Source organism: Mucilaginibacter auburnensis, from assembly GCF_002797815.1.
Taxonomy (GTDB): Bacteria; Bacteroidota; Bacteroidia; order Sphingobacteriales; family Sphingobacteriaceae; genus Mucilaginibacter; species Mucilaginibacter auburnensis.
In genome coordinates, this window is record NZ_PGFJ01000002.1 from 130,570 (window position 1) to 152,902 (window position 22,333).

21 protein-coding genes and 1 riboswitch are annotated in these 22,333 nt (G+C 41.5%); of the genes, 13 read left to right on the top strand and 8 right to left on the bottom strand.

All coding sequences use genetic code 11. The features are described 5' to 3' along the window. Nucleotides 1-33: 33 nt before the first annotated feature. Nucleotides 34-230, bottom strand: a riboswitch (cobalamin riboswitch). 107 nt (nt 231-337) lie between these two features. Continuing rightward, nucleotides 338-1,108, top strand: coding sequence for an SRPBCC family protein (locus tag CLV57_RS11165; RefSeq protein ID WP_100341495.1), 771 nt, complete (start codon nt 338-340; stop codon nt 1,106-1,108). Between the two features lie 273 nt (nt 1,109-1,381). Further along, on the top strand, nt 1,382-2,317 hold the full coding sequence (locus CLV57_RS11170) for a heme-binding protein (protein WP_100341496.1): 936 nt from the start codon (nt 1,382-1,384) through the stop codon (nt 2,315-2,317). A gap of 88 nt (nt 2,318-2,405) precedes the next feature. Here CLV57_RS11170 and rplT read toward each other — a convergent pair whose 3' ends face one another. The 4 genes from rplT to thrS form a co-directional block, all read right to left on the bottom strand. Beyond that, the gene (rplT, locus tag CLV57_RS11175; RefSeq protein ID WP_100341497.1) at nt 2,406-2,750 is read right to left on the bottom strand and encodes a 50S ribosomal protein L20; all 345 of its coding nucleotides are present in this window, start codon (nt 2,748-2,750) and stop codon (nt 2,406-2,408) included. 71 nt (nt 2,751-2,821) lie between these two features. Then, a complete protein-coding gene (rpmI, locus tag CLV57_RS11180; protein ID WP_100341498.1) occupies nt 2,822-3,022 on the bottom strand; it encodes a 50S ribosomal protein L35 in 201 nt (66 codons plus the stop codon). 127 nt (nt 3,023-3,149) lie between these two features. Beyond that, a complete protein-coding gene (gene infC / locus CLV57_RS11185) occupies nt 3,150-3,716 on the bottom strand; it encodes a translation initiation factor IF-3 (RefSeq protein ID WP_100341499.1) in 567 nt (188 codons plus the stop codon). A gap of 1 nt (nt 3,717) precedes the next feature. After that, on the bottom strand, nt 3,718-5,643 hold the full coding sequence (gene thrS, locus CLV57_RS11190; protein WP_100341500.1) for a threonine--tRNA ligase: 1,926 nt from the start codon (nt 5,641-5,643) through the stop codon (nt 3,718-3,720). A gap of 180 nt (nt 5,644-5,823) precedes the next feature. Here thrS and CLV57_RS11195 point away from each other — a divergent pair, with 180 nt between their 5' ends. Next, nucleotides 5,824-6,354: an O-acetyl-ADP-ribose deacetylase gene (locus tag CLV57_RS11195; RefSeq protein ID WP_100341501.1), complete on the top strand. Its 531-nt coding sequence runs from the start codon at nt 5,824-5,826 to the stop codon at nt 6,352-6,354. Here CLV57_RS11195 and CLV57_RS18395 read toward each other — a convergent pair. From CLV57_RS18395 to CLV57_RS11205, 3 genes are all read right to left on the bottom strand, one after another. Further along, nucleotides 6,348-6,521: a hypothetical protein gene (locus CLV57_RS18395; RefSeq protein WP_157799135.1), complete on the bottom strand. Its 174-nt coding sequence runs from the start codon at nt 6,519-6,521 to the stop codon at nt 6,348-6,350. The two genes, CLV57_RS11195 and CLV57_RS18395, sit on opposite strands and share 7 nt — an antisense overlap. A gap of 77 nt (nt 6,522-6,598) precedes the next feature. Beyond that, complete coding sequence (locus CLV57_RS11200; protein ID WP_100341502.1) at nt 6,599-6,826, bottom strand: hypothetical protein; 228 nt, start codon at nt 6,824-6,826, stop codon at nt 6,599-6,601. 66 nt (nt 6,827-6,892) lie between these two features. Continuing rightward, nucleotides 6,893-7,621: a (Fe-S)-binding protein gene (locus CLV57_RS11205; RefSeq protein ID WP_100341503.1), complete on the bottom strand. Its 729-nt coding sequence runs from the start codon at nt 7,619-7,621 to the stop codon at nt 6,893-6,895. 146 nt (nt 7,622-7,767) lie between these two features. Between CLV57_RS11205 and CLV57_RS11210 the strand changes: the two genes are divergently transcribed. From CLV57_RS11210 to CLV57_RS11235, 6 genes are all read left to right on the top strand, one after another. Continuing rightward, the gene (locus tag CLV57_RS11210) at nt 7,768-8,271 is read left to right on the top strand and encodes a DinB family protein (RefSeq protein ID WP_100341504.1); all 504 of its coding nucleotides are present in this window, start codon (nt 7,768-7,770) and stop codon (nt 8,269-8,271) included. 16 nt (nt 8,272-8,287) lie between these two features. After that, complete coding sequence (locus CLV57_RS11215; RefSeq protein WP_100341505.1) at nt 8,288-8,683, top strand: DUF5071 domain-containing protein; 396 nt, start codon at nt 8,288-8,290, stop codon at nt 8,681-8,683. Between the two features lie 50 nt (nt 8,684-8,733). Then, nucleotides 8,734-9,198 carry a hypothetical protein gene (locus CLV57_RS11220; protein ID WP_100341506.1) on the top strand — a complete coding sequence of 155 codons (465 nt, stop codon included), beginning with the start codon at nt 8,734-8,736 and terminating at the stop codon, nt 9,196-9,198. Nucleotides 9,199-9,520: 322 nt separating this feature from the next. Beyond that, nucleotides 9,521-10,372 (top strand): helix-turn-helix domain-containing protein, encoded by an 852-nt coding sequence (locus CLV57_RS11225; RefSeq protein WP_100341507.1) that lies wholly within the window; start codon nt 9,521-9,523, stop codon nt 10,370-10,372. Between the two features lie 88 nt (nt 10,373-10,460). After that, entirely contained in the window at nt 10,461-10,877 is a 417-nt protein-coding gene (locus CLV57_RS11230; RefSeq protein ID WP_100341508.1) for an OsmC family protein, read from the top strand. A gap of 56 nt (nt 10,878-10,933) precedes the next feature. Continuing rightward, nucleotides 10,934-11,446, top strand: coding sequence for a hypothetical protein (locus tag CLV57_RS11235; RefSeq protein WP_100341509.1), 513 nt, complete (start codon nt 10,934-10,936; stop codon nt 11,444-11,446). 57 nt (nt 11,447-11,503) lie between these two features. Here the strand turns inward: CLV57_RS11235 and CLV57_RS11240 are convergent, their stop codons facing one another. Beyond that, entirely contained in the window at nt 11,504-13,702 is a 2,199-nt protein-coding gene (locus CLV57_RS11240; protein ID WP_100341510.1) for an outer membrane protein assembly factor BamB family protein, read from the bottom strand. Nucleotides 13,703-14,080: 378 nt separating this feature from the next. On the opposite strand from CLV57_RS11240, the gene CLV57_RS11245 reads away from it, so the two are divergent. From CLV57_RS11245 to CLV57_RS11260, 4 genes are all read left to right on the top strand, one after another. Further along, the gene (locus CLV57_RS11245; protein WP_100341511.1) at nt 14,081-15,205 is read left to right on the top strand and encodes a carboxypeptidase-like regulatory domain-containing protein; all 1,125 of its coding nucleotides are present in this window, start codon (nt 14,081-14,083) and stop codon (nt 15,203-15,205) included. Between the two features lie 226 nt (nt 15,206-15,431). Further along, a complete protein-coding gene (gene mnmA / locus CLV57_RS11250; protein WP_100341512.1) occupies nt 15,432-16,520 on the top strand; it encodes a tRNA 2-thiouridine(34) synthase MnmA in 1,089 nt (362 codons plus the stop codon). A 166-nt stretch (nt 16,521-16,686) separates the two neighbouring features. Continuing rightward, entirely contained in the window at nt 16,687-19,032 is a 2,346-nt protein-coding gene (gene topA, locus CLV57_RS11255) for a type I DNA topoisomerase (RefSeq protein WP_100341513.1), read from the top strand. Between the two features lie 127 nt (nt 19,033-19,159). Continuing rightward, entirely contained in the window at nt 19,160-22,333 is a 3,174-nt protein-coding gene (locus CLV57_RS11260) for a gliding motility-associated C-terminal domain-containing protein (RefSeq protein WP_100341514.1), read from the top strand.

Consider the following 22,333-nt stretch of genomic DNA (forward strand, 5'->3'; position numbering starts at 1 on the left):
ATGTCGCATTCCAGCTTCAATCCCCGAAAGCTGCGAATAAAAATGCCATGGGCAGGTCTTCTGACTTGCTCCCCTCCTGCCCGGTCTTCCCGTTTTAACAGTGACCTAATTGATGGGGCGTTTGGTTATGGAGCTTACAGCTGCGGGACAGTTACAGATTTTCACCGTATTCCCTTTTAATTCCCGGTGATTTTAATACCTGCCGGGAAACCTAAAGCAGCGCAAAAGTACAATAAGTATAGCTGAATGGCAAATGGCTGTTTAGCGCTGCAACTTTCGCAAAATGTATTATCACTTTCTGAAAACACAGTATAGTTTAACCTGTTAGTTAAATACTATGGAAACAACAACATTAACTCCAACTATACAAGGTTATAAAAACCTTCCTTTAATAGAAGAGCCTGTCAATTTAAATTGGCCGGAAAGGTACATCTCTATTGCATTAGGCGTAAAACTGGGTTTATCTGGCTTTAAAAATATTTTTAAAAGTCCGTTTACCAGCATATTAAAGATGAGCGCAGGTGGTTACCTACTTAACAGAGGCATTAGCGGCCATTGCGACCTGTATGAAATGGCAGGAAAAAACACCAATGAACCCGTGGATGTGCTTATTCAATCATCATACGCTATTAATAAACCCCGACAGGAGGTTTATAACTTTTGGCGAAAACTGGACAACCTTCCACTGTTTATGAATCACCTGGAAAGTGTTGAAGTTATTGATGATAAACGCTCACGCTGGATATTAAAGCTACCCGCGGCAATCGCTACAGTTAGCTGGGATGCAGAAATTGTTGACGATATAGATGGTGAGCTGATAGGTTGGAGCTCATTACCCGACTCAATCATTGATAATGCCGGTAAAGTCACATTCAGCGACACAGAAGACGGCACAGGAACTATTATCGATGTCACCATCAGCTATCGCCCGCCTGCAGGTGGTTTAGGCGCAAGCTTGGCGCACATACTTAACCCGGTATTTAAAAGCATGGTTGATAAGGATGTGCAGAATTTTAAACAATATATGGACATTGATAATGGTTTGAAGCCGATGATCAATGAAGATAAATCATCGCAATTCTTAAGTTCCAATAGCACGGTATTATAAAACTTTAATGTATCCACTAACACAAAAAAGGCTTTCCTAAAGGAAGGCCTTTTCATTTTGGTCGAATTTCAACCTGCTGTAAGCAAACTATAATTCAGCATCGTTAGCGATCTTCCAGATAAATACCGTGTTTATACCGGTAAAATTACGGTGGTTTTAACTATACAGATGTTTTTTATTGGCGATTAACTTAGTTAAGCAATACTCGCTACGTATTTCGCCATTCATCTTAAAATATTAAAGTAAAACCTTACAACTGTAAAATTTATCACAATGGAATTAAAATCAAATTTTCGCTTAACGTCTGTATCAAACCCTATATTACAGTCAACCCCACCAAGCCCTTACGCGCCGATAGATATTCTCATTGGCAAATGGGAAGGAAAAGGATTTAATCAGATATGGAGGCCATTTTTTGGCGTTCCTGGTCAGGACAGGTTTCTTGAATTAAATGAAACAATAGAACAAATTGAATTTGAGATCATTCCGGGTGATGTCCCAAATCGTGGTTTGCTCCAGGCAGATATCAACTTAAAGGGCATTAGATATCTTCAATCTATACAAGATGCTAACGCGCTGGGGCCTAATGGCGAGAAGCTTCCGGGTATTCACATTGAAAACGGAATGTGGCTGTCGGTTCCGGCAACTAATGACGTTGATGCACCACGAACCGTTGCCCGCACTGCCAGCATTCCGCACGGAACAGCCTTTGTTGCACAGGGTTTTGAGGTGCCAACTATTAACGGCGCGCCTCCTTTTGCTGTGGCAGATATCACTCCTTTTGTTATAGGTGATCCGTCAAACCGGATACGTTTCCCTGAATCTGTATTGGCCAATCCCTCTCCATTCAGAACACCGCTTACTGATATACCAAACGTAACACAAAGCATTGTAGACGACCCGAATACCGTATTGGCAAATGATTTAAAAGGCTTTACAGTACTGTCTACCTCAACGCTTATCATCTCAACCATACCGTTAAATCCACCCCCCAGCGGCGGCGGCACTTCCAATATATCTTTTCTGGAAGGTGTTGCCGGTAATCCTACTGCACAGTCGGCCCAAATAGAAGCAATTTTTTGGGTGGAAAAAGTATTAGATGCGGAAGGGAAAGAAATGACACTATTACAGTATTCTCAAAACGTATTATTAAACTTTAACGGACTAAGCTGGCCACACATTTCGGTAGCTACATTGGTTAAACAATAGTGTATGTAAACTAAGCAAAAAAGGCTTCCCGAAATCCGGAAAGCCTTTTAATTTGTGAAATCACCAATAAATCAGTGAAATCCTAAAATTATTTTACTGCGTCTACAACTGCTTTGAAAGCGTCAGGGTTGTTCATCGCTAAATCAGCTAATACCTTACGGTTTAAACCGATATTTTTAGCGGCTAACTTACCCATTAATTGTGAGTAAGAGATACCGTGCTGACGCGCACCTGCGTTGATACGTTGGATCCAAAGCGCGCGGAATTCGCGTTTTTTGGTTTTACGGTCGCGGTAAGCGTATTGTAAACCTTTTTCTACTGTGTTTTTTGCAATGGTGTAAACCTTGCTGCGTGAACCCCAATAACCTTTGGCAAGGTTCATGATGCGTTTCCTGCGTCTTCTCGACGCTACTGCGTTAACTGAACGTGGCATTTTTTGTTGTTTTTGGTAATGAGTGCCTTCCGGACTTTAATACTCTAATACCTGGTTAATTAAATTGTTAATTACTTTCCGATTGCAAGCATACGTTTTACGTTACCCATATCAGCGTTGCTTACAAGGCTGGTTTGAGTTAAGTTACGCTTACGTTTAGTGCTCTTCTTGGTTAAGATGTGGCTCTTGAAAGCGTTCTTTCTTGCAATTTTACCGGTTCCAGTAAGCTTAAAGCGCTTTTTTGCACTGGAATTGGTTTTTACTTTTGGCATGTCTGTTAGTTATTTGTGTTAATTATCAGGCGTTTCGCAACGCTTTATCTTTATCTGAACACGTGTTCAGCTTCAATCTAAATCAAACAAACTTCATCTGCACATCAGCACATCCGAAATCTGAACATTATTTTTTAGCAGCCTTAGGCGCAACGGTTAAAAACATCCGTTTACCCTCCAGCTTTGGTAATTGCTCCACCTTGCCTACTTCTTCTAAAGCTTGTGCAAAACGCAACAGCAATATCTCACCCTGCTCTTTGTAAACAATAGCACGGCCTTTAAAGTGCACGTAAGCTCTTACCTTTTCACCGCTTTCTAAAAACTTGGTGGCATGCTTTAATTTAAATTCAAAGTCATGGTCATCAGTATTCGGTCCAAAACGGATCTCCTTAATAACGGTTTGCTTGGCGTTGCTCTTTATCTCTTTAAGCTTTTTCTTCTGCTCGTAAATAAACTTATTGTAATCAGTTACTTTACAAACCGGCGGAACAGCATTTGGAGATATTTCAACCAGATCCAACTCTTGTTGTTCAGCTATCGCTAAAGCGTCGCGTAACGAATATACCCCCTGCTCCACATTATCGCCAACTAAACGTACTTCAGTAGCTCTGATAAATTGATTAATGTTGTGCTCAGCCTCTTTCTTCTTGAAAGGTGGCCTTGGGCCTCTGTTGAATGGTCTGTTTAATGCCAAGTTATACGGTTATTTCTTTTATTATTTGTTTTTTAAATTCTTCTATGCTCATACTTCCCAAATCGCCCTGCCCATGTCTGCGAACAGAAACTTCATTTTGTTCTGCCTCTTTTTCGCCAACTATGAGCATGTATGGTATCTTTTTGACTTCAGCGTCGCGTATTTTGCGACCGATCTTTTCATCCCTAAAGTCAATTAGCCCGCAAATATCGGAATCTTTTAACTCATCTGAAAGTTTTTTTGCATATTCTTCATACTTTTCTGAGATAGGCAAAATAATAAATTGCTCGGGCGATAACCATAGCGGGAAGTTACCCGCGCAATGTTCTATCAATACAGCCACGAAGCGTTCCATAGAGCCAAAAGGCGCGCGGTGTATCATTACCGGGCGGTGCTTCATATTATCGCTGCCGGTATACTCCAGTTCAAAGCGTTCAGGAAGGTTATAATCAACCTGAATGGTACCCAATTGCCATTTACGGCCAATAGCATCTCTTACCATAAAGTCCAATTTCGGACCGTAAAATGCAGCTTCACCGGTTTCAACAACGGTTTTCAAACCTTTTTCCTCGGCAGCTTCTATGATTGCCGATTCGGCCAAAGCCCAATTTTCGTCAGTACCAATGTATTTAGCCTTATTGTCAGGGTCACGTAGAGAAACCTGTGCAATGTAATCCTGAAAGCCTAAAGCGCCAAATACATATAATACCAGGTCAATTACCTTTTTAAACTCTTCCTTCACCTGATCGGGGCGGCAAAACAAATGCGCGTCATCCTGAGTAAAGCCACGTACACGGGTTAAACCATGCAGCTCGCCGCTTTGCTCATAACGGTATACAGTACCAAATTCTGCAAAACGTACGGGAAGGTCTTTATATGAGCGTGGTTTTGTTTTATAGATCTCGCAATGGTGCGGGCAGTTCATTGGTTTTAAAAAGAACTCCTCACCCTCCTGCGGGGTTTTTATGGGTTGGAATGAATCAGCACCATATTTCTCATAATGGCCTGAAGTTACATACAGGTTTTTATGCCCGATGTGTGGTGTAATAACCTGCTCATAACCCGCCTTAACCTGTGCTTTTTGCAAAAAGTTAACCAGGCGCTCACGCAGTGCAGTGCCCTTTGGCAACCATAACGGCAGGCCCATACCCACCTTTTCAGAGAAGGCAAATAACTCCAGCTCTTTACCTAATTTACGGTGATCACGTTTTTTGGCTTCTTCTAAAACACGCAGGTATTCAGTCAGTTCGCTTGCTTTGGGGAAAGTAACACCGTAGATACGGGTAAGCTGCTTGCGGCTTTCATCACCACGCCAGTATGCTCCCGCAACACTCATTAATTTAACAGCTTTCACAAAGCCGGTATTGGGTATATGCGGACCGCGGCACAGGTCGGTAAAGTTCCCTTGCGTATAAAAAGTGATTGCGCCATCGGGCAGATCCTTGATCAGATCCAGCTTGTATTCATCTCCTTTTTCGGTAAAATAAGCTATAGCATCAGCCTTGCTAACGGGTTTACGCGTAAACTCCTCTTTAGTTTTGGCCAGCTCTATCATTTTATCCTCTATCTTTTTAAACTCTTCAGATGAGAATACCTTGTCGCCAAAATCTACGTCGTAGTAAAAACCGGTTTCAATAGCCGGGCCTATACCAAACTTGGTACCCGGATAAAGAGACTCTAAAGCCTCGGCCATTAAGTGCGCTGATGAATGCCAAAAGGTTGCTTTACCTTTATCGTCATTCCAGGTTAATAATTTAACAGACGAATCTTTGTCTATCGCGCGGTTGGCATCCCAAACCTCGCCATCAATCTCGGCTGCTAATACGTTTCTTGCTAAACCTTCAGAGATAGACAGTGCTATCTGCATAGAAGTAATCCCCTGTTCGTACTCACGAACGGAACCGTCGGGTAGTGTAATTTTGATCATCTACAAACATGATGTGCTGCTTATCTTCAACCTTTACCTAAAGGAAAAGCTTTTAAAAGCGGCGGTTATAACAATTTTGTTTTAGTCGATAGCCTACTAATGCTATCTTAGTTTTGTGATGCGAATTTAGCGAAAATCATCAATAAATAAAACTCAACTCACCAATACAGTTTGATTGATATGAACAACAGAATTGAATTAATAAAAGGCGATATAACGAAAATACATACGGATGCTATTGTCAACACAGCCAATACGAGCTTGCTTGGCGGAGGCGGTGTTGATGGCGCAATACATCGTACAGGTGGTAAAGCTATATTGGAAGACTGTTATAAAATACGAGAACGACAAGGCAGTTGCAAAACAGGCGAGGCTGTGATTACTACCGGAGGTAAATTACCCGCCAAATATGTTATACACACTGTGGGACCGGTTTGGAGTAAAAGTAACAGCGTAAAAGCGGAGCAATTGCTTGAAAACGCCTACCGTAACAGTTTAAAAGTGGCAGTTGTTAATAATATTGAAACGATCGCTTTCCCAAACATAAGCATAGGTATTTATCATTTTCCGAAACAAGAAGCCGCTGAGATAGCAATAGACTCCGTAAAAACATTTCTTGACGGAAACAACCAAATTAAAAAAGTAATATTTGTATGCTTTGATGAAGAAAATTACCAAATCTACAAAATGCTTTTATATGCAGATCAATAACGCTGAAAACCTTTACGTTTCCATTTGAAAGCGCGCTTGGTACGATCGATCGTTCTGCTACGCCATCTGTCAAACTTACCACCCACCATGGCCGCTCCGCCAAAGGCAAGCAGGTAGATCATTATTACAACAAAAATGCCAACTATATATAACAAAGTATTGCTCATGATACAACAGATTACAGTTTAGTTGAACAAGCATCATGCCTTATCCTGCTTTTACCACTTTGAGGAGTAAACATAGATCAATGTAATTTCTCAGCATAATTCTCCCGCACATGCTGGTTGATATAGGTGGTTAACCCCTCGCCCTTGCGGGCCAGTTTCTCCATTTTATTTAAGTGTTCTTTACCGGTGCTTTCGGTTGTGTAGAGATACACGGAACCATCCCTGAACTTTATACTGATACCATCAGGTAGAATATCATAAGCGATAATTCCGGTGTTTGTGTTAGACGATTGGTAGCGTTGCATAACCAACAATCAGCAAATTGATTGCCAAAACAAATCCGAAATTGAAAATCCGAACTCCGAAATCAGCTACACATTCCCCCACCCGTTAGCCAAAACATCAGCCAGGTGCATGGTTTTTATTGTGAGGTTATTTTTGTCGATATAGCTTTGCAGGTGCATCAGGCAGGATGCATCTGTCGAGATGATGTAATCAGCACCTGCTTCCATAGCAAAATCAACTTTCTGCTGCGCCATTGCTGCCGATATAGCATCGAACTTAACAGCGAAGGTACCGCCGAAGCCGCAACAGGTGTCGCCTTGTTTTAGTTCCACCAGTTCCAGGCCCAAAACTTTTGATAGTAATTGTCGCGGTTCATCTTTTATTTTACACTCACGCAACGCGCTGCAGCTATCATGGTAAACTGCACGACCATCCAGTTCAGCGCCGAAGTTATCAAAATGAATAATATTGACCAGGAAATCAGACAGTTCAAATATATTGCCCTGTACCGCCCTACAATGGTTATGTACTGTTGTATTAGTGAAGAGATCATTATAGTAGTTTTTTACCATGCCTGTGCACGAGGCGGATGGCGTAACAATAACACTGTCTTCAGCAAAACCATCTAAAAACTTTCTACCTACTGTTTTAGCCTCGTCCCAAAAGCCTGCATTAAATGCCGGCTGTCCGCAGCAGGTTTGCTCGGGGTTGTAGCTCACCTCGCATCCCGCCTTTTCCAATAACTTTACGGTATTGAAAGCAGTATCAGGAAAAAGCTGATCTATAAAACAGGGAATAAATACTTCTGTCTTCATGGGCGGCTAATTTCAGAAAAAGTTTTGAGTATGGCTCTCTCCTACTAAAGTAAATGATTGTTATCAGTTATTGATTGTGCCGGTACAAACCTCTTTTGTTACTGATTGTTTGTTACTAACTTCACTTTTAATAAAAAAACAAACCTATGATAATCGATTATCTTAAAATTGAATTTGAGCACGAAGTTGAAAGCACCCGCAAACTATTAAATGCAGTGCCTGAAAAAGACCTTGGCTACCAACCGTCCGAAATTTCATGGACAATGGGCGAACTTGCCCAGCACATTGCCACCATTTACCACTGGTATGTTGGCACCATAACCCAGGACGTTTATGATATTGCAACCGACTCACTTGAGCGCGGCGATACCAATGATATCAAAGCTACTTTGGCCCTTTTTGAAAACAATGTGGAGAAAGCGCGTGCAGCATTAAATACGCTTACCGAAGAAAAGCTGCAGCAAAACTGGACTATGAAAGTTGGCGACAAAGTTGTGCTGGGCCCTATGCCGCGTGGCATTGTAGCGCGTGGCTTTCTGTTCAATCACATTTATCATCACCGGGGCGAATTGATAGTTTACCTGCGCGCAACCGGAAATATGGTACCGGGCTTATACGGGCCGACGTATGAAGATCAAAAGGTGATGTAGTTAAAAATAACATTTAATGATAGGTGACGTGGATTTAAAAGAATTGATTCCAAAAAACAAGTTTGATGAAGAAGGGATTGAAAAGCTAAGCAAACTTACGTTTGAAGAAATTCACCCCATTGTTCCGGAACTGTTGGAGTGGTTACAAGACATGAATTGGCCTGTGGCAAGACCAATCGCAGAAATATTATTCCCGTTTGTAGATAAAATTACGGATGATTTAATCAAAATTTTAAGAGGAGACGACTCGCTTTGGAAATATTGGATATTGGTTGTTCTTTTAAAAAACACAAACAATCCTCGTCTTTTGAAGGAAATAGATCGCCTTGCGAGATTTCCAACTAAAAATGAAATAGAAAATGAAGTTGATGTAGAAGCAGGTTTGATATTAAACGGTAGTGCAGGAAAATAAAAATTGAAGTTGTTGTAAAATATTTATTTACGCCGGTCGTCTACCTCAATATGTATTCAACCTTACTTACTTTACACTCGCTTACCCGTTGGCTGGTATTGGGCAGCCTTTTGTTCGCCATTTTTTGGAGTTACAGGGGCTGGCTGCAAAAACGCAGCTTCCTGAAGTTTGATAACCGCGTAAGAACTATAGCTACCACCTTTGCACATATCCAGTTTGTATTGGGTGTAACGCTTTATTTTGTAAGCCCTATCGTCTCTTATTTTCTGCATAATTTCGGTACGGCTGTGCACGAAAGGGCCATCAGGTTTTTCGGGATGGAGCATATTACGGTGATGTTGATAGCGGTTGGCGTGATTACGGTTGGATCAGCTAAAGCCAAGCGACTGCAAAACGATACTGATAAATTTAAAACCATGGCCATCTGGTTTACTATTGCGCTGGTGCTTATTTTAAGCTCTATACCATGGTCTTTTTCACCATTGACAAGCAGGCCTAACTTCAGGTGGTTTTAAGTTTAAACACTAAGGTGTACCATGTGCATATGCGACGAGGCATTTATTTAGCTCAAAATGAATTTTATAACTAACTCAAATTCAGTATATATCAATTAAAGTAACTGTCCCACCAAAAAAATATCAGTTTATAAATTGAGTATTGACCTAATTTGGTCCACCAAATGGGACAGGGTTCAATACACTAAGTCTTAAACTAAGATTTATATGATTTTCTTGATTACAGGATTTGAATTTATTTGAAAGCATTTGCGTCACATAGATCATGTCCCCTTTTACTATCTTAGCAATATAAATTTCCCTCCTGCAAGTATTTTAGAAAATGCAAAACAACTATAAAAAAATCGACCTGTTTGGAAAATCATTTCTACAAAAGCTGGTGGTAAAACCGCCTTTCACTTTTGATTTCCCGGTAGAAGAACGCGCGTGTTTTTTATATTTGTTGCAAGGTGCAATGGAGTTTCAGTTTGAGGACGACCAAACTCATGTTCCTACCAATCAATCACTGTTGTTAAATTGCCTGCAATCGGGCAAACAGGTTAGAAACACTAAAGAGAGTGGCATAGGCGAAGTGGTTATTGTTACCTTCCATCCCGAAATTTTAAAAAAAATTTACGAGAAAGAATTGCCGGCCATTGTTCAGCCGGGTAAAGCCGTATCAAACCAGTCGCATGGTAAGATCAATAACGATTTCCTGATACAGAAATACATTGAAGGATTGCTTTTTTACTTTGAAAATCCATCGTTAGTGAATGATGAGATATTGACCTTAAAGTTAAAAGAGATCATTCTCCTGTTGTCGCAAACACAACAGGTGTCAACTATTCAGGTTATCTTATCGCAGCTGTTTTCTCCTGTAAAGTTCTCGTTCCAACAGGTAATCGAAGCTAACTTGTTTTCACAACTGAGTATTGATGAACTGGCGCAGAAAACCAATTTAAGCGTTTCATCTTTTAAACGGGAGTTTGCAAAAATGTATAACGACTCACCCGCTAACTATATAAAAAATAAAAAGTTAGAGAAAGCGGCAGAACTGCTCCTGGCTTCAGATAACCGTATTGCCGATATTGCGTTCGACTGTGGTTTTAATGACCTGGCTAATTTCACTAAAAGCTTTCACGATAAATATGGCGTATCGCCTACCAATTACAGGCTGAACCAAATTGCCAAGTAATTGACCTGATTTACAAAACGCGTTTCATGGCGGTGCTGCACCTTTGTATTGTCAATATCGACAAACAAAAAATTAAATCAGAAACAACATGAAACGCACAGCAAAATCACACTGGGAAGGCACTATTAAAGAAGGTAAAGGCCGGTTAACTACCCAAAGCGAAATTTTAAACCACACCAACTACAGTTTTAAAACCCGTTTCACCGGCGAAGAAAAAGGCACCAATCCTGAAGAACTGTTAGCTGCAGCTCACGCAGGCTGTTTTACCATGGCTGTTAGTTTAGCCCTAACCGAAAAAGGACTGAATCCTGTATCATTAGATACTGAAGCAACCGTATCAATGGAAGGTTTTGACATCACAGGCTCTCATCTTTCTATTACAGGCGCTGTTCCGGGTATTTCAGAAGCAGATTTTCAAGCCATCACCAAAATAGCTGAACAAAACTGTTTAATATCAAAAGCACTAAAAATTACTATCACCTCAGAGGCGCACCTGGTAGCTTAATGCTGCCGGGGACCTCTCCCCTTATAAATCAACGTTAATTTTAAATCGTTATTAAAATGAGCTTGACTAACTTAGGTATCTTGCATACCGTTATAGGCGTTGCAGCTATTGTTGCCGCTATTGTATCCTACATAAAATTCGGCAAGATAAATCTGGCGAACGGCAGCGGTAAAATATATTTCTACGGAACGGTTATCACATCGTTAACCGCTTTGGGTATATCAAAGTTGGGCGGTTTTAATGCCGGGCATGTTTTCGCATTATTTATCGTAGTTTTGGTAGCAGCAGCATACTGGCTTAACAAAACAAAAAAAGAAAACAACAAAGCCAGGCTGTTAGAGAACTTTCTGCTATCATTTAGTTTTTTTCTATCGTGGGTACCTACGGTCAACGAAACTTTAACCCGCGTTCCGCTGGGCCAGCCGTTAGCTAAGGCACCAACCGACCCAATAATTGCGAAAACACTGCTTGTATTTTTATTAATATTTATAACCGGTTCGGTTTACCAGTTTATTCAACAACGAAAAATCAATAATTCTACAGCTTTTGAGAAAGCATCAAAAGTATAAATAACAAAAAAGGGCCGGTTAAAAACCAGCCCTTTACTATTTAATTATTATTGCTTGTTACTTTTTCAATCTGTAAGTAATAATTGACCCGTTTGGATGTGTAGCGTCTGCTCCAATGGTAACGGCAATGTATTGGTTACCATCTTTACCTTTGTATATACTTGGTGTAGCGTTTGAAGAGGCTGGCATAACGGTTGACCAGATTACCTTACCGGTTTTAGAATCAAAAGCTCTTAACTTTTTGTCGCGGCCTCCACCCCAGAATACAATGTTACCGGCAGTTGATACGGCGCCGGCGTTTCCGGTCAAACCTGTTTCAGGTTCGCCTGGTTTTTGGCGTGTTTCGTCATTACCGGCAGGTACGCGAAATAACTCTTTGCCTGTAGCTAAGTTAATTGCAACCAAATTTCCCCAGGGTGGTGTAAGGAACGGATTACCGTTCATATCAGATAACGCTCTGTAAGCTACAACGTTGGTATATCTAACCTTTTGCGGTACAGGTTTGCCATCAGAAGCGGTTGTTGTTTTAGTATCATTTCCTGTTACGTATGAGAGTATAGCTGCCTCTTTTGCCTTATCATTAATAACAGAAGCAAAACCAGGCATTTTACCACCACCAACTTTTATTTTGGCAATGATCTGCGCGTCGGTTAAACGTTTCTGAACATTTAATAACGACGGATAGCTTTGCTCGTCGCCTAATTTATCGGCACCATGGCAGGCCACGCAGTAAGTTGTATAAATACCTTTACCCACCTCAAAGTCGGTTTGGTTGGCTACCACACGGTTCTCTAACTTCTGCATTTTGATGATCTCCGGCGCTTCATTTGTTTTTATGTAAATGATGTTGGTGCGCGGGTCAAACGAACCACCACCCCAATCAGCACCACCGTTTGAGCCCGGGCTGTGGAATGTTCCTTTAACAGAAGGCGGTGTGAATATACCTTCATAACGCAGGCTCTTGAATAACCTCACTGAAGAATCGTGCGCAGCTTGCGAGAAGTTGCTGATGTCTTTCTCGCTAATGATCTGGCGCGAAAAAGGCTTAGGCAATACTGGTATTGGCTGAGTTGGTGAAGTAACCTCGCCCGGAATGTCGGATTTCGGCATAGGTGTTTCTTTAATAGGGAACAGCGGTTTACCTGTTACACGATCAAGCACATAAGTAAAACCACTTTTGCTTAATTGTACAACGGCATCTCTTTTTACGCCATTTTTGGTGATAGTAACCAAATTTGGCGGCGAGGTAAGATCCCAATCCCACAAATCGTGGTGAATGGTTTGAAAGTGCCAGATGTATTTACCGGTTTTAGCGTTCAAAGCAACAACGCAATCAGCAAACAGGTTGTCGCCCTTACGGTCAACACCGTAAAAGTCATATGATGTTCCGCCTGTTGCAATAAACACCATGCCGCGTTTTTTGTCAACACTTAGGCCGGCCCAGTCATTAGCGCCGCCAAATTCTTTCCAGGCATCTTTAGGCCATGTTTTGTAACCAAACTCTCCCGGTAGCGGAATGGTATGGAAGGTCCATGTCAACTTACCTGTAATAACATTGTACGCGCGGATATAACCCGGTGCAGCGCCGTAGCTTTCGTCAACCCTGCCACCCATTATGATCAGGTCGCCATAAATTGCGCCCGGAGATGAAGACCCAGCCGCCGCAATAGTTTTAGGGTCATCGCGCAAACCTACGCGTAGGTCAACTTTACCACCATCGGCAAAGGTTTTTATCATCTCGCCGTTTGTAGCGTTAATAGCTACCAAATTATTACCAATGGCGGCTAAAATGCGTTTGTCGCTTCCTTTTTCCCAATAAGTAACACCCCTGGAAACACCGCCGCCTAAATTGGCAACAGATGGATCAAACTCCCACATTTGCTCGCCTGTAGTTGAGTTTATAGCGTAAATTTTGCCACGACCCAGTATTGAATACATAGTGCCATCAACAATAATTGGATTTGACTGACTGCCGCCACCCCCAAAGCCACGGCCCGGTGCTGCACCGGCCGCTGCAGGAACAGATCCCGGCCCAAATTGCCAGGCTACCTCTAAGTTTTGTACGTTATCTTTATTGATCTGTGATAACGGTGAATAGGCATTAGTTTCGGAATTACCACGATATGACGACCATATGCGGTCATCATTAATGGCTACATAAGCCGAATAAGATAATGCTATAACACCTAATGCAGCAAACTGATAACCTCGTTTGTGTTTAAATGATGATAACAACTTTTTAAAAGAAGGATTCATTATATATAATTGGTTTTAATCTTCGTTCAAGGTCAATTTTGGGCTGGTTTTATGCCGCCTAAATTTCAGCACGCTATTATAAGGCTTTTCTGCAAAATATTTATGTAAAATATATAGTGCAGATTGTAAAATGGGCCAATAGTTTAAAGCGTGCTATCTAATAAGTTAGGGAGTTTTAAATGGCGCCTTTTCCCTAGTAGTATTTTGTATGTAATGGATTTATTACGGAGAAGTATTGAGCAAGACATAGAATTTATTTGTGTTTAAGCGTCGCGTCTCTGTACATACAGAGTTGACGGACGTGTATTATATTATTACTTTTAGTAAATAAACCTTTGTCATTACCAACAGACAAAACATAAACGCTATCACTAATAAATGAAGAAGAAAATACTGATATGGTATTTGTTTACCGCTATTCTACTTATATCAACAATTGTTAACGCGCAATCAGTAAGAGGTAAAGTGGTAGATGCTACCACGGGCAATCCTATTCCTAATGCCAGTATTTATTTAAGCGGCTTATCAAAAGGTACCACTTCAAATGTACAGGGCGAGTTTGTATTTTATACCAATGAGACCAAAACACCATTGATTATAAGCAGCCTCGGTTATCAACCAGACACGATAGTTAATTACAATGGCAAAACCTTAACTGTGGTATTAAGCCCGCGTGCCCGGGCTTTGCGCGAAGTGACTGTTGGAACTATTATAACGACCCGCGAAAAGCAGATGAAAGTATTTTTAACCCAATTCATCGGTTCGCGCAACAAAGACTGTGTTATAAGCAATCCCGATGATATCAATTTCACTTACAATAAAAAAACACAAACATTAGAGGCTACTGTAAACCAACCTTTAATAATTCACAATAAAAAACTCGGTTATAAGATCACTTACTATTTGTCAGGTTTTTCGTACGCGCCCCAGCCAACATTGTACGATTGGGAACCATATCGTAACATGCAAACATCATACAAGGGTAATTATGTTTTTGAGGAGGACACATTGGGACTTACGCCCGGTGAGATGAAAAAGATTCACAAAGCCCGAGATAAGGCCTACTATGGGTCGAGAATGCATTTTATACGTTTAGTATTGGAGGGGATGACTTGGGGGAAGAATTGGGCTAACGATAGGAAAAAAACCAAATTTGATTACGGCTTCAATAATATTAATTTCAATTACGACCAGCAAAAGTTCAATTTTATTTTTAACAATATAAGAGCGAATAAGGAAGATCTGTTAAACAACATCATCGTACATAATCAGGGGATGTATTATTCGGGCAGACCTTTTGCAATGCTTTCATATAATGGCGGTGTGTTTGATTCATGGGTAACCTTTCAAAGCGGAGAAATAACGCTTAAAAGGCCAACTGATGCAGTGGCTTTAACTCCTGACAGTTACAACGAAAGTAACCTGATATGGAGCGGTAAAATGGCGGAGCAAAGGGTAAATGAGTTATTGCCACTTGATTTTGAGCCCTCGGAAGCGCGCTAAAAAAACACGTGCAAGCTTGGTTTAAATACCGATTTCGCTCTTAACTTAAAAGAAAGTTATATTATTTATCAAGTATTTACACTATTCATATAATCTAAAACTTTATATATTGTTTTAACAATACAAGAACGCCCACAAAATATTATCTACGTCCAACCGTCACCCAAAAGCCACTAATCACCAATCAACTCATCTCTAATCAACTAATTATTATCTTTGCAAAATAATGAGTAAGCACGGACGTATTTTGGTGGCCATGAGCGGCGGGGTTGATAGCTCGGTAGCAGCGGTTATGCTACACGAGCAGGGTTATGAGGTGATTGGCCTCACCATGAAAACATGGGACTATGCTTCTGCCGGCGGCAGCTCAAAAGAAACCGGATGCTGCAGTCTGGACAGCATTAATGATGCCCGCACATTGGCTGTTGGTTATGGCTTTCCGCATTATATACTGGATATCCGCAACGAGTTTGGCGATTTTGTTATAGACAACTTCGTTGACGAATATCTGGCCGGCCGCACCCCCAACCCATGTGTATTGTGCAATACCTACATCAAATGGGAGGCGCTTTTAAAACGTGCCGATAAGTTAGATTGCGAGTTCATAGCTACAGGCCACTACGCCAACATACGCCTACAGGATAATGGCAGGTACGTTATTTCAAAAGGCAAAGACGAGAACAAAGATCAATCATACGTACTATGGGGCGTTTCGCAGGAAAATTTAGCGCGCACGAAATTTCCGTTAGGCAGTTTCTCCAAACCAGAGATACGGCAAATGGCATTAGATATGGGTCAGATCGAGTTGGCTGGTAAAAGCGAAAGCTACGAGATCTGCTTTGTGCCTGATAATGACTATAGAGCCTTTCTACGCCACAAAGTACCTACCTTAGAGGAAAAGGTAGCGGGCGGTAATTTTGTTTTAACAGACGGAACTATTGTGGGCAAACACCAGGGTTACCCTTTTTATACCATTGGCCAACGCCGCGGTTTAGGCATAGCCTTAGGTCAGCCTATGTTTGTTACTCGCATTGATGCTGCAACTAACACCGTTGTATTAGGTACCGAAGAAGAATTGCACCGCAAACAGGCTTGGGTTAAAAATCTTAACCTGATAAAATACGAAAGCATTACAGAGCCAATTGAAGCAGTTACCAAAATACGCTACAAAGATGCCGGCGCACAAAGCCACATAGTGCAAATGGGCGAACATATGAAAGTTGATTTCGCGCATATGGTATCAGGTGTTGCGCCTGGGCAATCGGCTGTTTTTTACGAAGGCAACGACCTTTTAGGTGGTGGTTTTTTAATGTAGCGTGTTAATACCTGCATTCCGTTGCGATTTTTCTATTATTCATTGTTAATAATTAGAAAAATTGCTTCCTTTTTTCCAATTATTTAACACTTTTTCAAAATAAAACCGCGAAACAAATTTGTGTTTCGGGTTCTTTATGTTTTATTTGCAAAAAAACTATTGCTGAATGGCTAAAAATTTACTCATCGTAGAATCTCCGGCGAAAGCCAAAACCATTGAAGGATACCTTGGTAAAGACTTCACTGTTAAGTCGAGTTATGGCCATATCCGTGATCTGGTAAAATCTGAAGATGCTATTGACGTAGCCAATAAATTTAAACAGAAATATGAGGTGCCTGCCGATAAAAAACAGGTAGTTAGTGAGTTAAAGAAATTAGCTAAGGAGGCCGATACGGTTTGGCTGGCATCGGACGAGGACCGCGAGGGAGAAGCCATATCATGGCACTTGTTTGATACCCTGAATCTGAAAGATGAGAATACTAAGCGTATTGTATTCCACGAGATCACCAAGCCGGCCATTCTTAAAGCAATAGAAAATCCGCGTAAAATAAATTACGACCTGGTAAACGCGCAACAGGCACGTCGCGTTTTAGACAGGTTGGTAGGTTTCGAACTATCTCCTGTTCTTTGGAAGAAAGTAAAACCATCATTGTCTGCCGGGCGTGTGCAATCAGTTGCGGTACGTTTGATTGTTGACCGGGAGCGCGAGATCAACAAGTTCAACTCTGAAGCTGCCTATCGTGTTGTAGCCATATTTGGCAAGGGTAAACAAGCATTCAAAGCCGAACTTGGCGAGCGCTTTGTTAAAAAGGAAGATGCAGAAGCCTTTTTAAAAGATTGTGTTGACGCTATTTTTAATGTAAATAGTTTAGAAACCCGTCCCGCTAAGCGCTCACCGGCAGCTCCGTTCACCACTTCAACCTTGCAACAAGAGGCCAGTCGTAAGTTGGGTTTTTCGGTTTCCCGCACTATGCAGGTAGCACAAAAGCTATATGAATCAGGACACATCACATACATGCGTACCGATAGTGTCAATTTATCTGACACCGCTTTAAACGCAGCATCACAGGAGATTATGAGTGCTTACGGCGATAAGTACTATCATCGTCGCACTTTCAAAACCAAAAGCGCAGGAGCACAGGAAGCACACGAGGCCATACGCCCTACTTATTTTAACAATCACACTATTGAAGGCGACGGTTCTGAAAAACGTTTGTACGAACTGATTTGGAAACGCGCCATAGCATCGCAAATGAGCGAAGCGGCTTTTGAGAAAACTACCGCTAAAATTGGCATATCAACCCGCAAAGAAGAACTGACAGCTAACGGCGAGGTTATGAAGTTTGACGGCTTCCTGAAAGTTTATCTGGAATCAAACGACGAGGAAGAGGATAACCAGCAGGACGATGACAACACCATGCTGCCGCCTTTAAGCAAGGGCCAGCAATTGGATCTGCAGGAAATGACTGCTACCGAGCGTTTCTCTCGTCCACCGTCACGTTACACGGAGGCCAGCTTAGTTAAAAAGTTGGAGGAACTCGGTATTGGTCGTCCGTCAACTTATGCGCCTACCATCTCTACCATACAAAACCGTGGTTATGTAGTTAAAGAGGAACGTGAGGGTAAACAGCGTAATTTCAGTGTGTTAACCCTTAAAGATAAAAGCATTAATAAAGAGCAGCGCACCGAGACAACGGGTGCCGAAAAAGGCAAACTCTCTCCTACAGATATTGGTGCTGTAGTAAACGACTTTTTAGTTCAGCACTTTAAAGGTATAGTAGATTTTAACTTCACCGCCAAGGTTGAAAAGCAATTTGACGAGATAGCGCAAGGCTTAGAAGAGTGGACAAAAATGCTTGATGTATTTTATAAATCTTTTCACAAAGATGTAGAAAATACCATCCAAACGGCTGATAAAGCTACAGGTGAGCGCGAGTTAGGTGTACACCCCGAAACCGGCGAAAAGATTTCTGTACGTATAGGCCGTTACGGGCCATTTGTGCAGATTGGCGAAAATGCCGGCGATGATAAGGATTACAAACCACAGTACGCCAGTTTACGTACAGGACAAAGCATAGAGACGATTTCATTAGAAGAGGCCTTAGAACTGTTTAAATTACCTAAACAAGTTGGTGAGTTTGAAGGCAAGGTAATGAAAGTTGCCATAGGCAGATTTGGCCCCTACATAAGCCATAACAGCGCTTTTGTATCTTTGCCAAAAGAAATAGATCCGCTGGATGTTACTGAAGAACAGGCCATTGAGCTGATATTAGCTAAACGCAAAAAAGATGCGGAGAAGCTGATTAAAGTATTCGATGAGGATCCGACTGTAAAAATCCTAAACGGACGTTGGGGGCCGTATATTGAATTTGGCAAACAAAATGTTAAAATACCAAAGGGCAAAGAACCTCTTGAACTTACTTACGAGGAATGTAAAGCCTTAGCTGAGGCCGACAGCAAAGCGCCCAAAAAAGGTGGTGGCAGGTTTCAAAAAAAGGGCGCAAAAAAATAATAATAAAGTGGTGTAAATCACCATTTTCTATTTGTGTTGAAGCTAAAATTAAGTATCTTTGCTTCAACACCTAAGAATTACAGCGCATTGGAAGTGAGCATTAATTTTTTAATGCTTTATCACATTGATGCCTTTAACACATTTAAATAAAAGCTTCAAGACTTTACGGTCTTTTGCTATTATAATTATTGCCGTTATTTTTAGTGCAGCCAAAAGTTATTCGCAGGCCACTTGCCCCTTAAATATTGATTTTGAATTAGGCGGTTTTCAAAACTGGCAATGTTATTCGGGCACCACATCATCATCCGGTAATACCAACTTAATTAATGTATCATTAACCAGTCCAATCAGCGGCATTCATCAGGTTTTAAAAAGCAGCAGTGCGGTTGACCGTTATGTGCCCATTAAACTTGCGGCACCAGATGGAAGCGACTACATTGTTAAATTGGGTAATGATGGCACGGGTTCGCGGGCTGAAAGGATTAGCTACACCTTTACCGTACCCAATAATCAGGCAGATTTTGTTGTAACCTATCAGTATGCGGTGGTTTTAGAAGATCCGGGGCATCCGGCAGCACAGCAACCCCGTTTTACAGCTAAAGTTTTTGACATAACTACCAATAGCTACATAGACTGCGGATCTTTTGATTACGTTGCCACAGCAAATTTACCCGGCTTTAAAAAATTATCAGGCATAGTTTATAAAGACTGGACCCCTGCAAGTATTAACTTATATGGTTACCAGGGTCACCAGCTCAGGTTGGAATTTTCAACGGCAGACTGTACACAGTCAGGGCATTTTGGTTATGCCTATGTTGATGTAAACAAAACATGCTCGTCGCTCATAACGGGTAATAATTTTTGCCCTGAACAGCCAACCTTTAAACTAACTGGGCCTGCCGGGTTTGATAAATACAACTGGTTCAATGCAGACAGATCAAAATTATTAGGTACCGGCCAGGTATTGGAATTGCCGACGGCCAATAATGATAATAAAACCATTGTTTTAGACCTGATACCGTTTGTTGGATTTGGTTGTAATTATACAACCAGCGTGGTAACAAAGGCCAATCCCCCGGTTACTTTAACCGTAAAAGATCCAACCGCCGTTTGTTTCCCATCTACTGTTGATATAACCACTGCTGGCGTAATTACTAACAAAACAGCCGGTTTGAGTTATACGTTTTGGAAAGACGCTGCTGCCACGCAGGCGGTCACAAAGCCCGATGCTATTGCAGTAAGCGGAACGTATTACATTAAAGCAGCATCAGCAGCGGGCTGTTATGTTGTTAGTCCGGTTAAAGTAGCGATAGTTCCGCTGCCAACACTTACGGTAGTTAACCCACCATCGGTTTGTGTAACCTCATCAGTTGATCTCACGGCACCAGCAGTAACCACCGGAAGTTCAACAGGTTTAACCTTTACCTATTGGGCAGATCTGAACGCTACCCAAGCTCTCCAAACACCGTCGCAAATAAAAACGGCAGGCACTTACTATATCAAGGGAACAAACGCTAACGGATGCTTTGTAATAAAGCCCGTTACGGTGAGTTTTTACGCCTTGCCTATATTGAAAATATCAAACCCGGCCCCGGTTTGTTTTCCGTCTACCATTGATATCAGATCGGCACAGATAACTTCCGGAAGTGACCCTAATTTAACTTTTACTTATTGGTTAGATGCTGGTTGTACTCAACCTCTGCCGGCACCAGATAAGGTTGGTGTTAGCGGTCAGTATTTTATAAAAGCTACAAATGTACACGGTTGCGAAACGGTGAAACCTGTTGACATAACTATTAATCCGCTACCGGAGCTTAAAGTAACTAACCCGGCAGCAGTTTGTTATCCGTTAACAATTGATATAACCAATTCGTCGGTTATAACTAACAAAACAGCCAATATAACCTACTCCTACTGGACAGATGCTGCTGCTACCGTGGCTTTAAACAAACCAGATGCTATCGGCGCAAGTGGAACATACTACATTAAGGCAACGTCTTCAAGCGGATGTTACGTAGTAAATCCGGTTAATGTTATAATTAACCCGCTTCCCGTTATTAATATAGTTAACCCTGCCACAGTGTGTCTGTTATCATCAGTGGATATTACAACTACAGGCATCACAGCCGGAAGTGCAAGCGGCTTAACTTACACTTACTGGACCGATGCTGCTGCTACCCGACAACTTTCAAACCCGTCACAAATAACAACAGCCGGAACCTATTATATAAAGGGTACTAACGCGAATGGGTGCTCAACTATAAAGCCGGTTTCTGTAACTTTTTATGATCTGCCTGTATTAAACATATCTAACCCCGCTGCCGTTTGCTTTCCGTCTACAGTGGATTTAACAAGAGCTCAGGTAACAACAGGGAGTGACATCAACCTAAGCTTTAGCTACTGGTTAAACGCTGCTTGTACACAACCCTTATCATCGCCGGATAAAGTTGGTGTAAGCGGCCAATATTTTATAAAAGCTATCAATAAAAACGGATGCGAAATGGTAAAGCCGGTTGTGGTTACCGTTAACCCGCTCCCCGAACTAAAAGTGACTGAACCTGCTGCGGTTTGTTACCCCGAAACTATTGACATAACCAAAGGAAACGTAACTGGTGGAAGCACCAATGTCGATAAACTTACTTATTGGTTAGACGCGGCCGCAACCAAACCATTGAGCAAACCGACTGCCGTTGCAGATAGCGGACTTTACTATATAAAAGCGACAAGCATATATGGCTGCGAAATAATTAAACCCGTATTAGTAACTATTCACGCCCTCCCTGTATTAACAGTTGCCGACCCTAAAAAGGTATACACCCCAAATACGGTTGATCTGACTGATGCATCTGTTACAAAAGGTAGTATGGGAGTTGCTAAATTTACTTACTGGCGCGATGCAGCTGCGACCGATCCGGTTTCCACGCCTAAAAAAGTGACCCAAACAGGAACGTATTATATAAAAGGTGAAAACAAGTACGGTTGCTTTGTTATAAAACCTGTAGAGGTGTTAGTATCAAATATACCTGATATACAGGTACCAAAGGCATTTACACCCATGCAAACACAGAACAACCGGTTGTACCCGTTTTTGGTTAGCGTAAAAGAGCTTACGTCATTTAAAGTTTACAATCGCTGGGGAGTGTTAGTATTTCAAACAAACAACCCAAGCCCGACGAGTGGTTGGGATGGCGTTTATAAATCGCAGGTTCAGTTTTTGGATGTATTTACCTGGTACGCTGAAGGAATTGACTATGTTGGAAACATTGTTCGCAGAAGTGGTAATACCGTTTTGTTAAAGTAG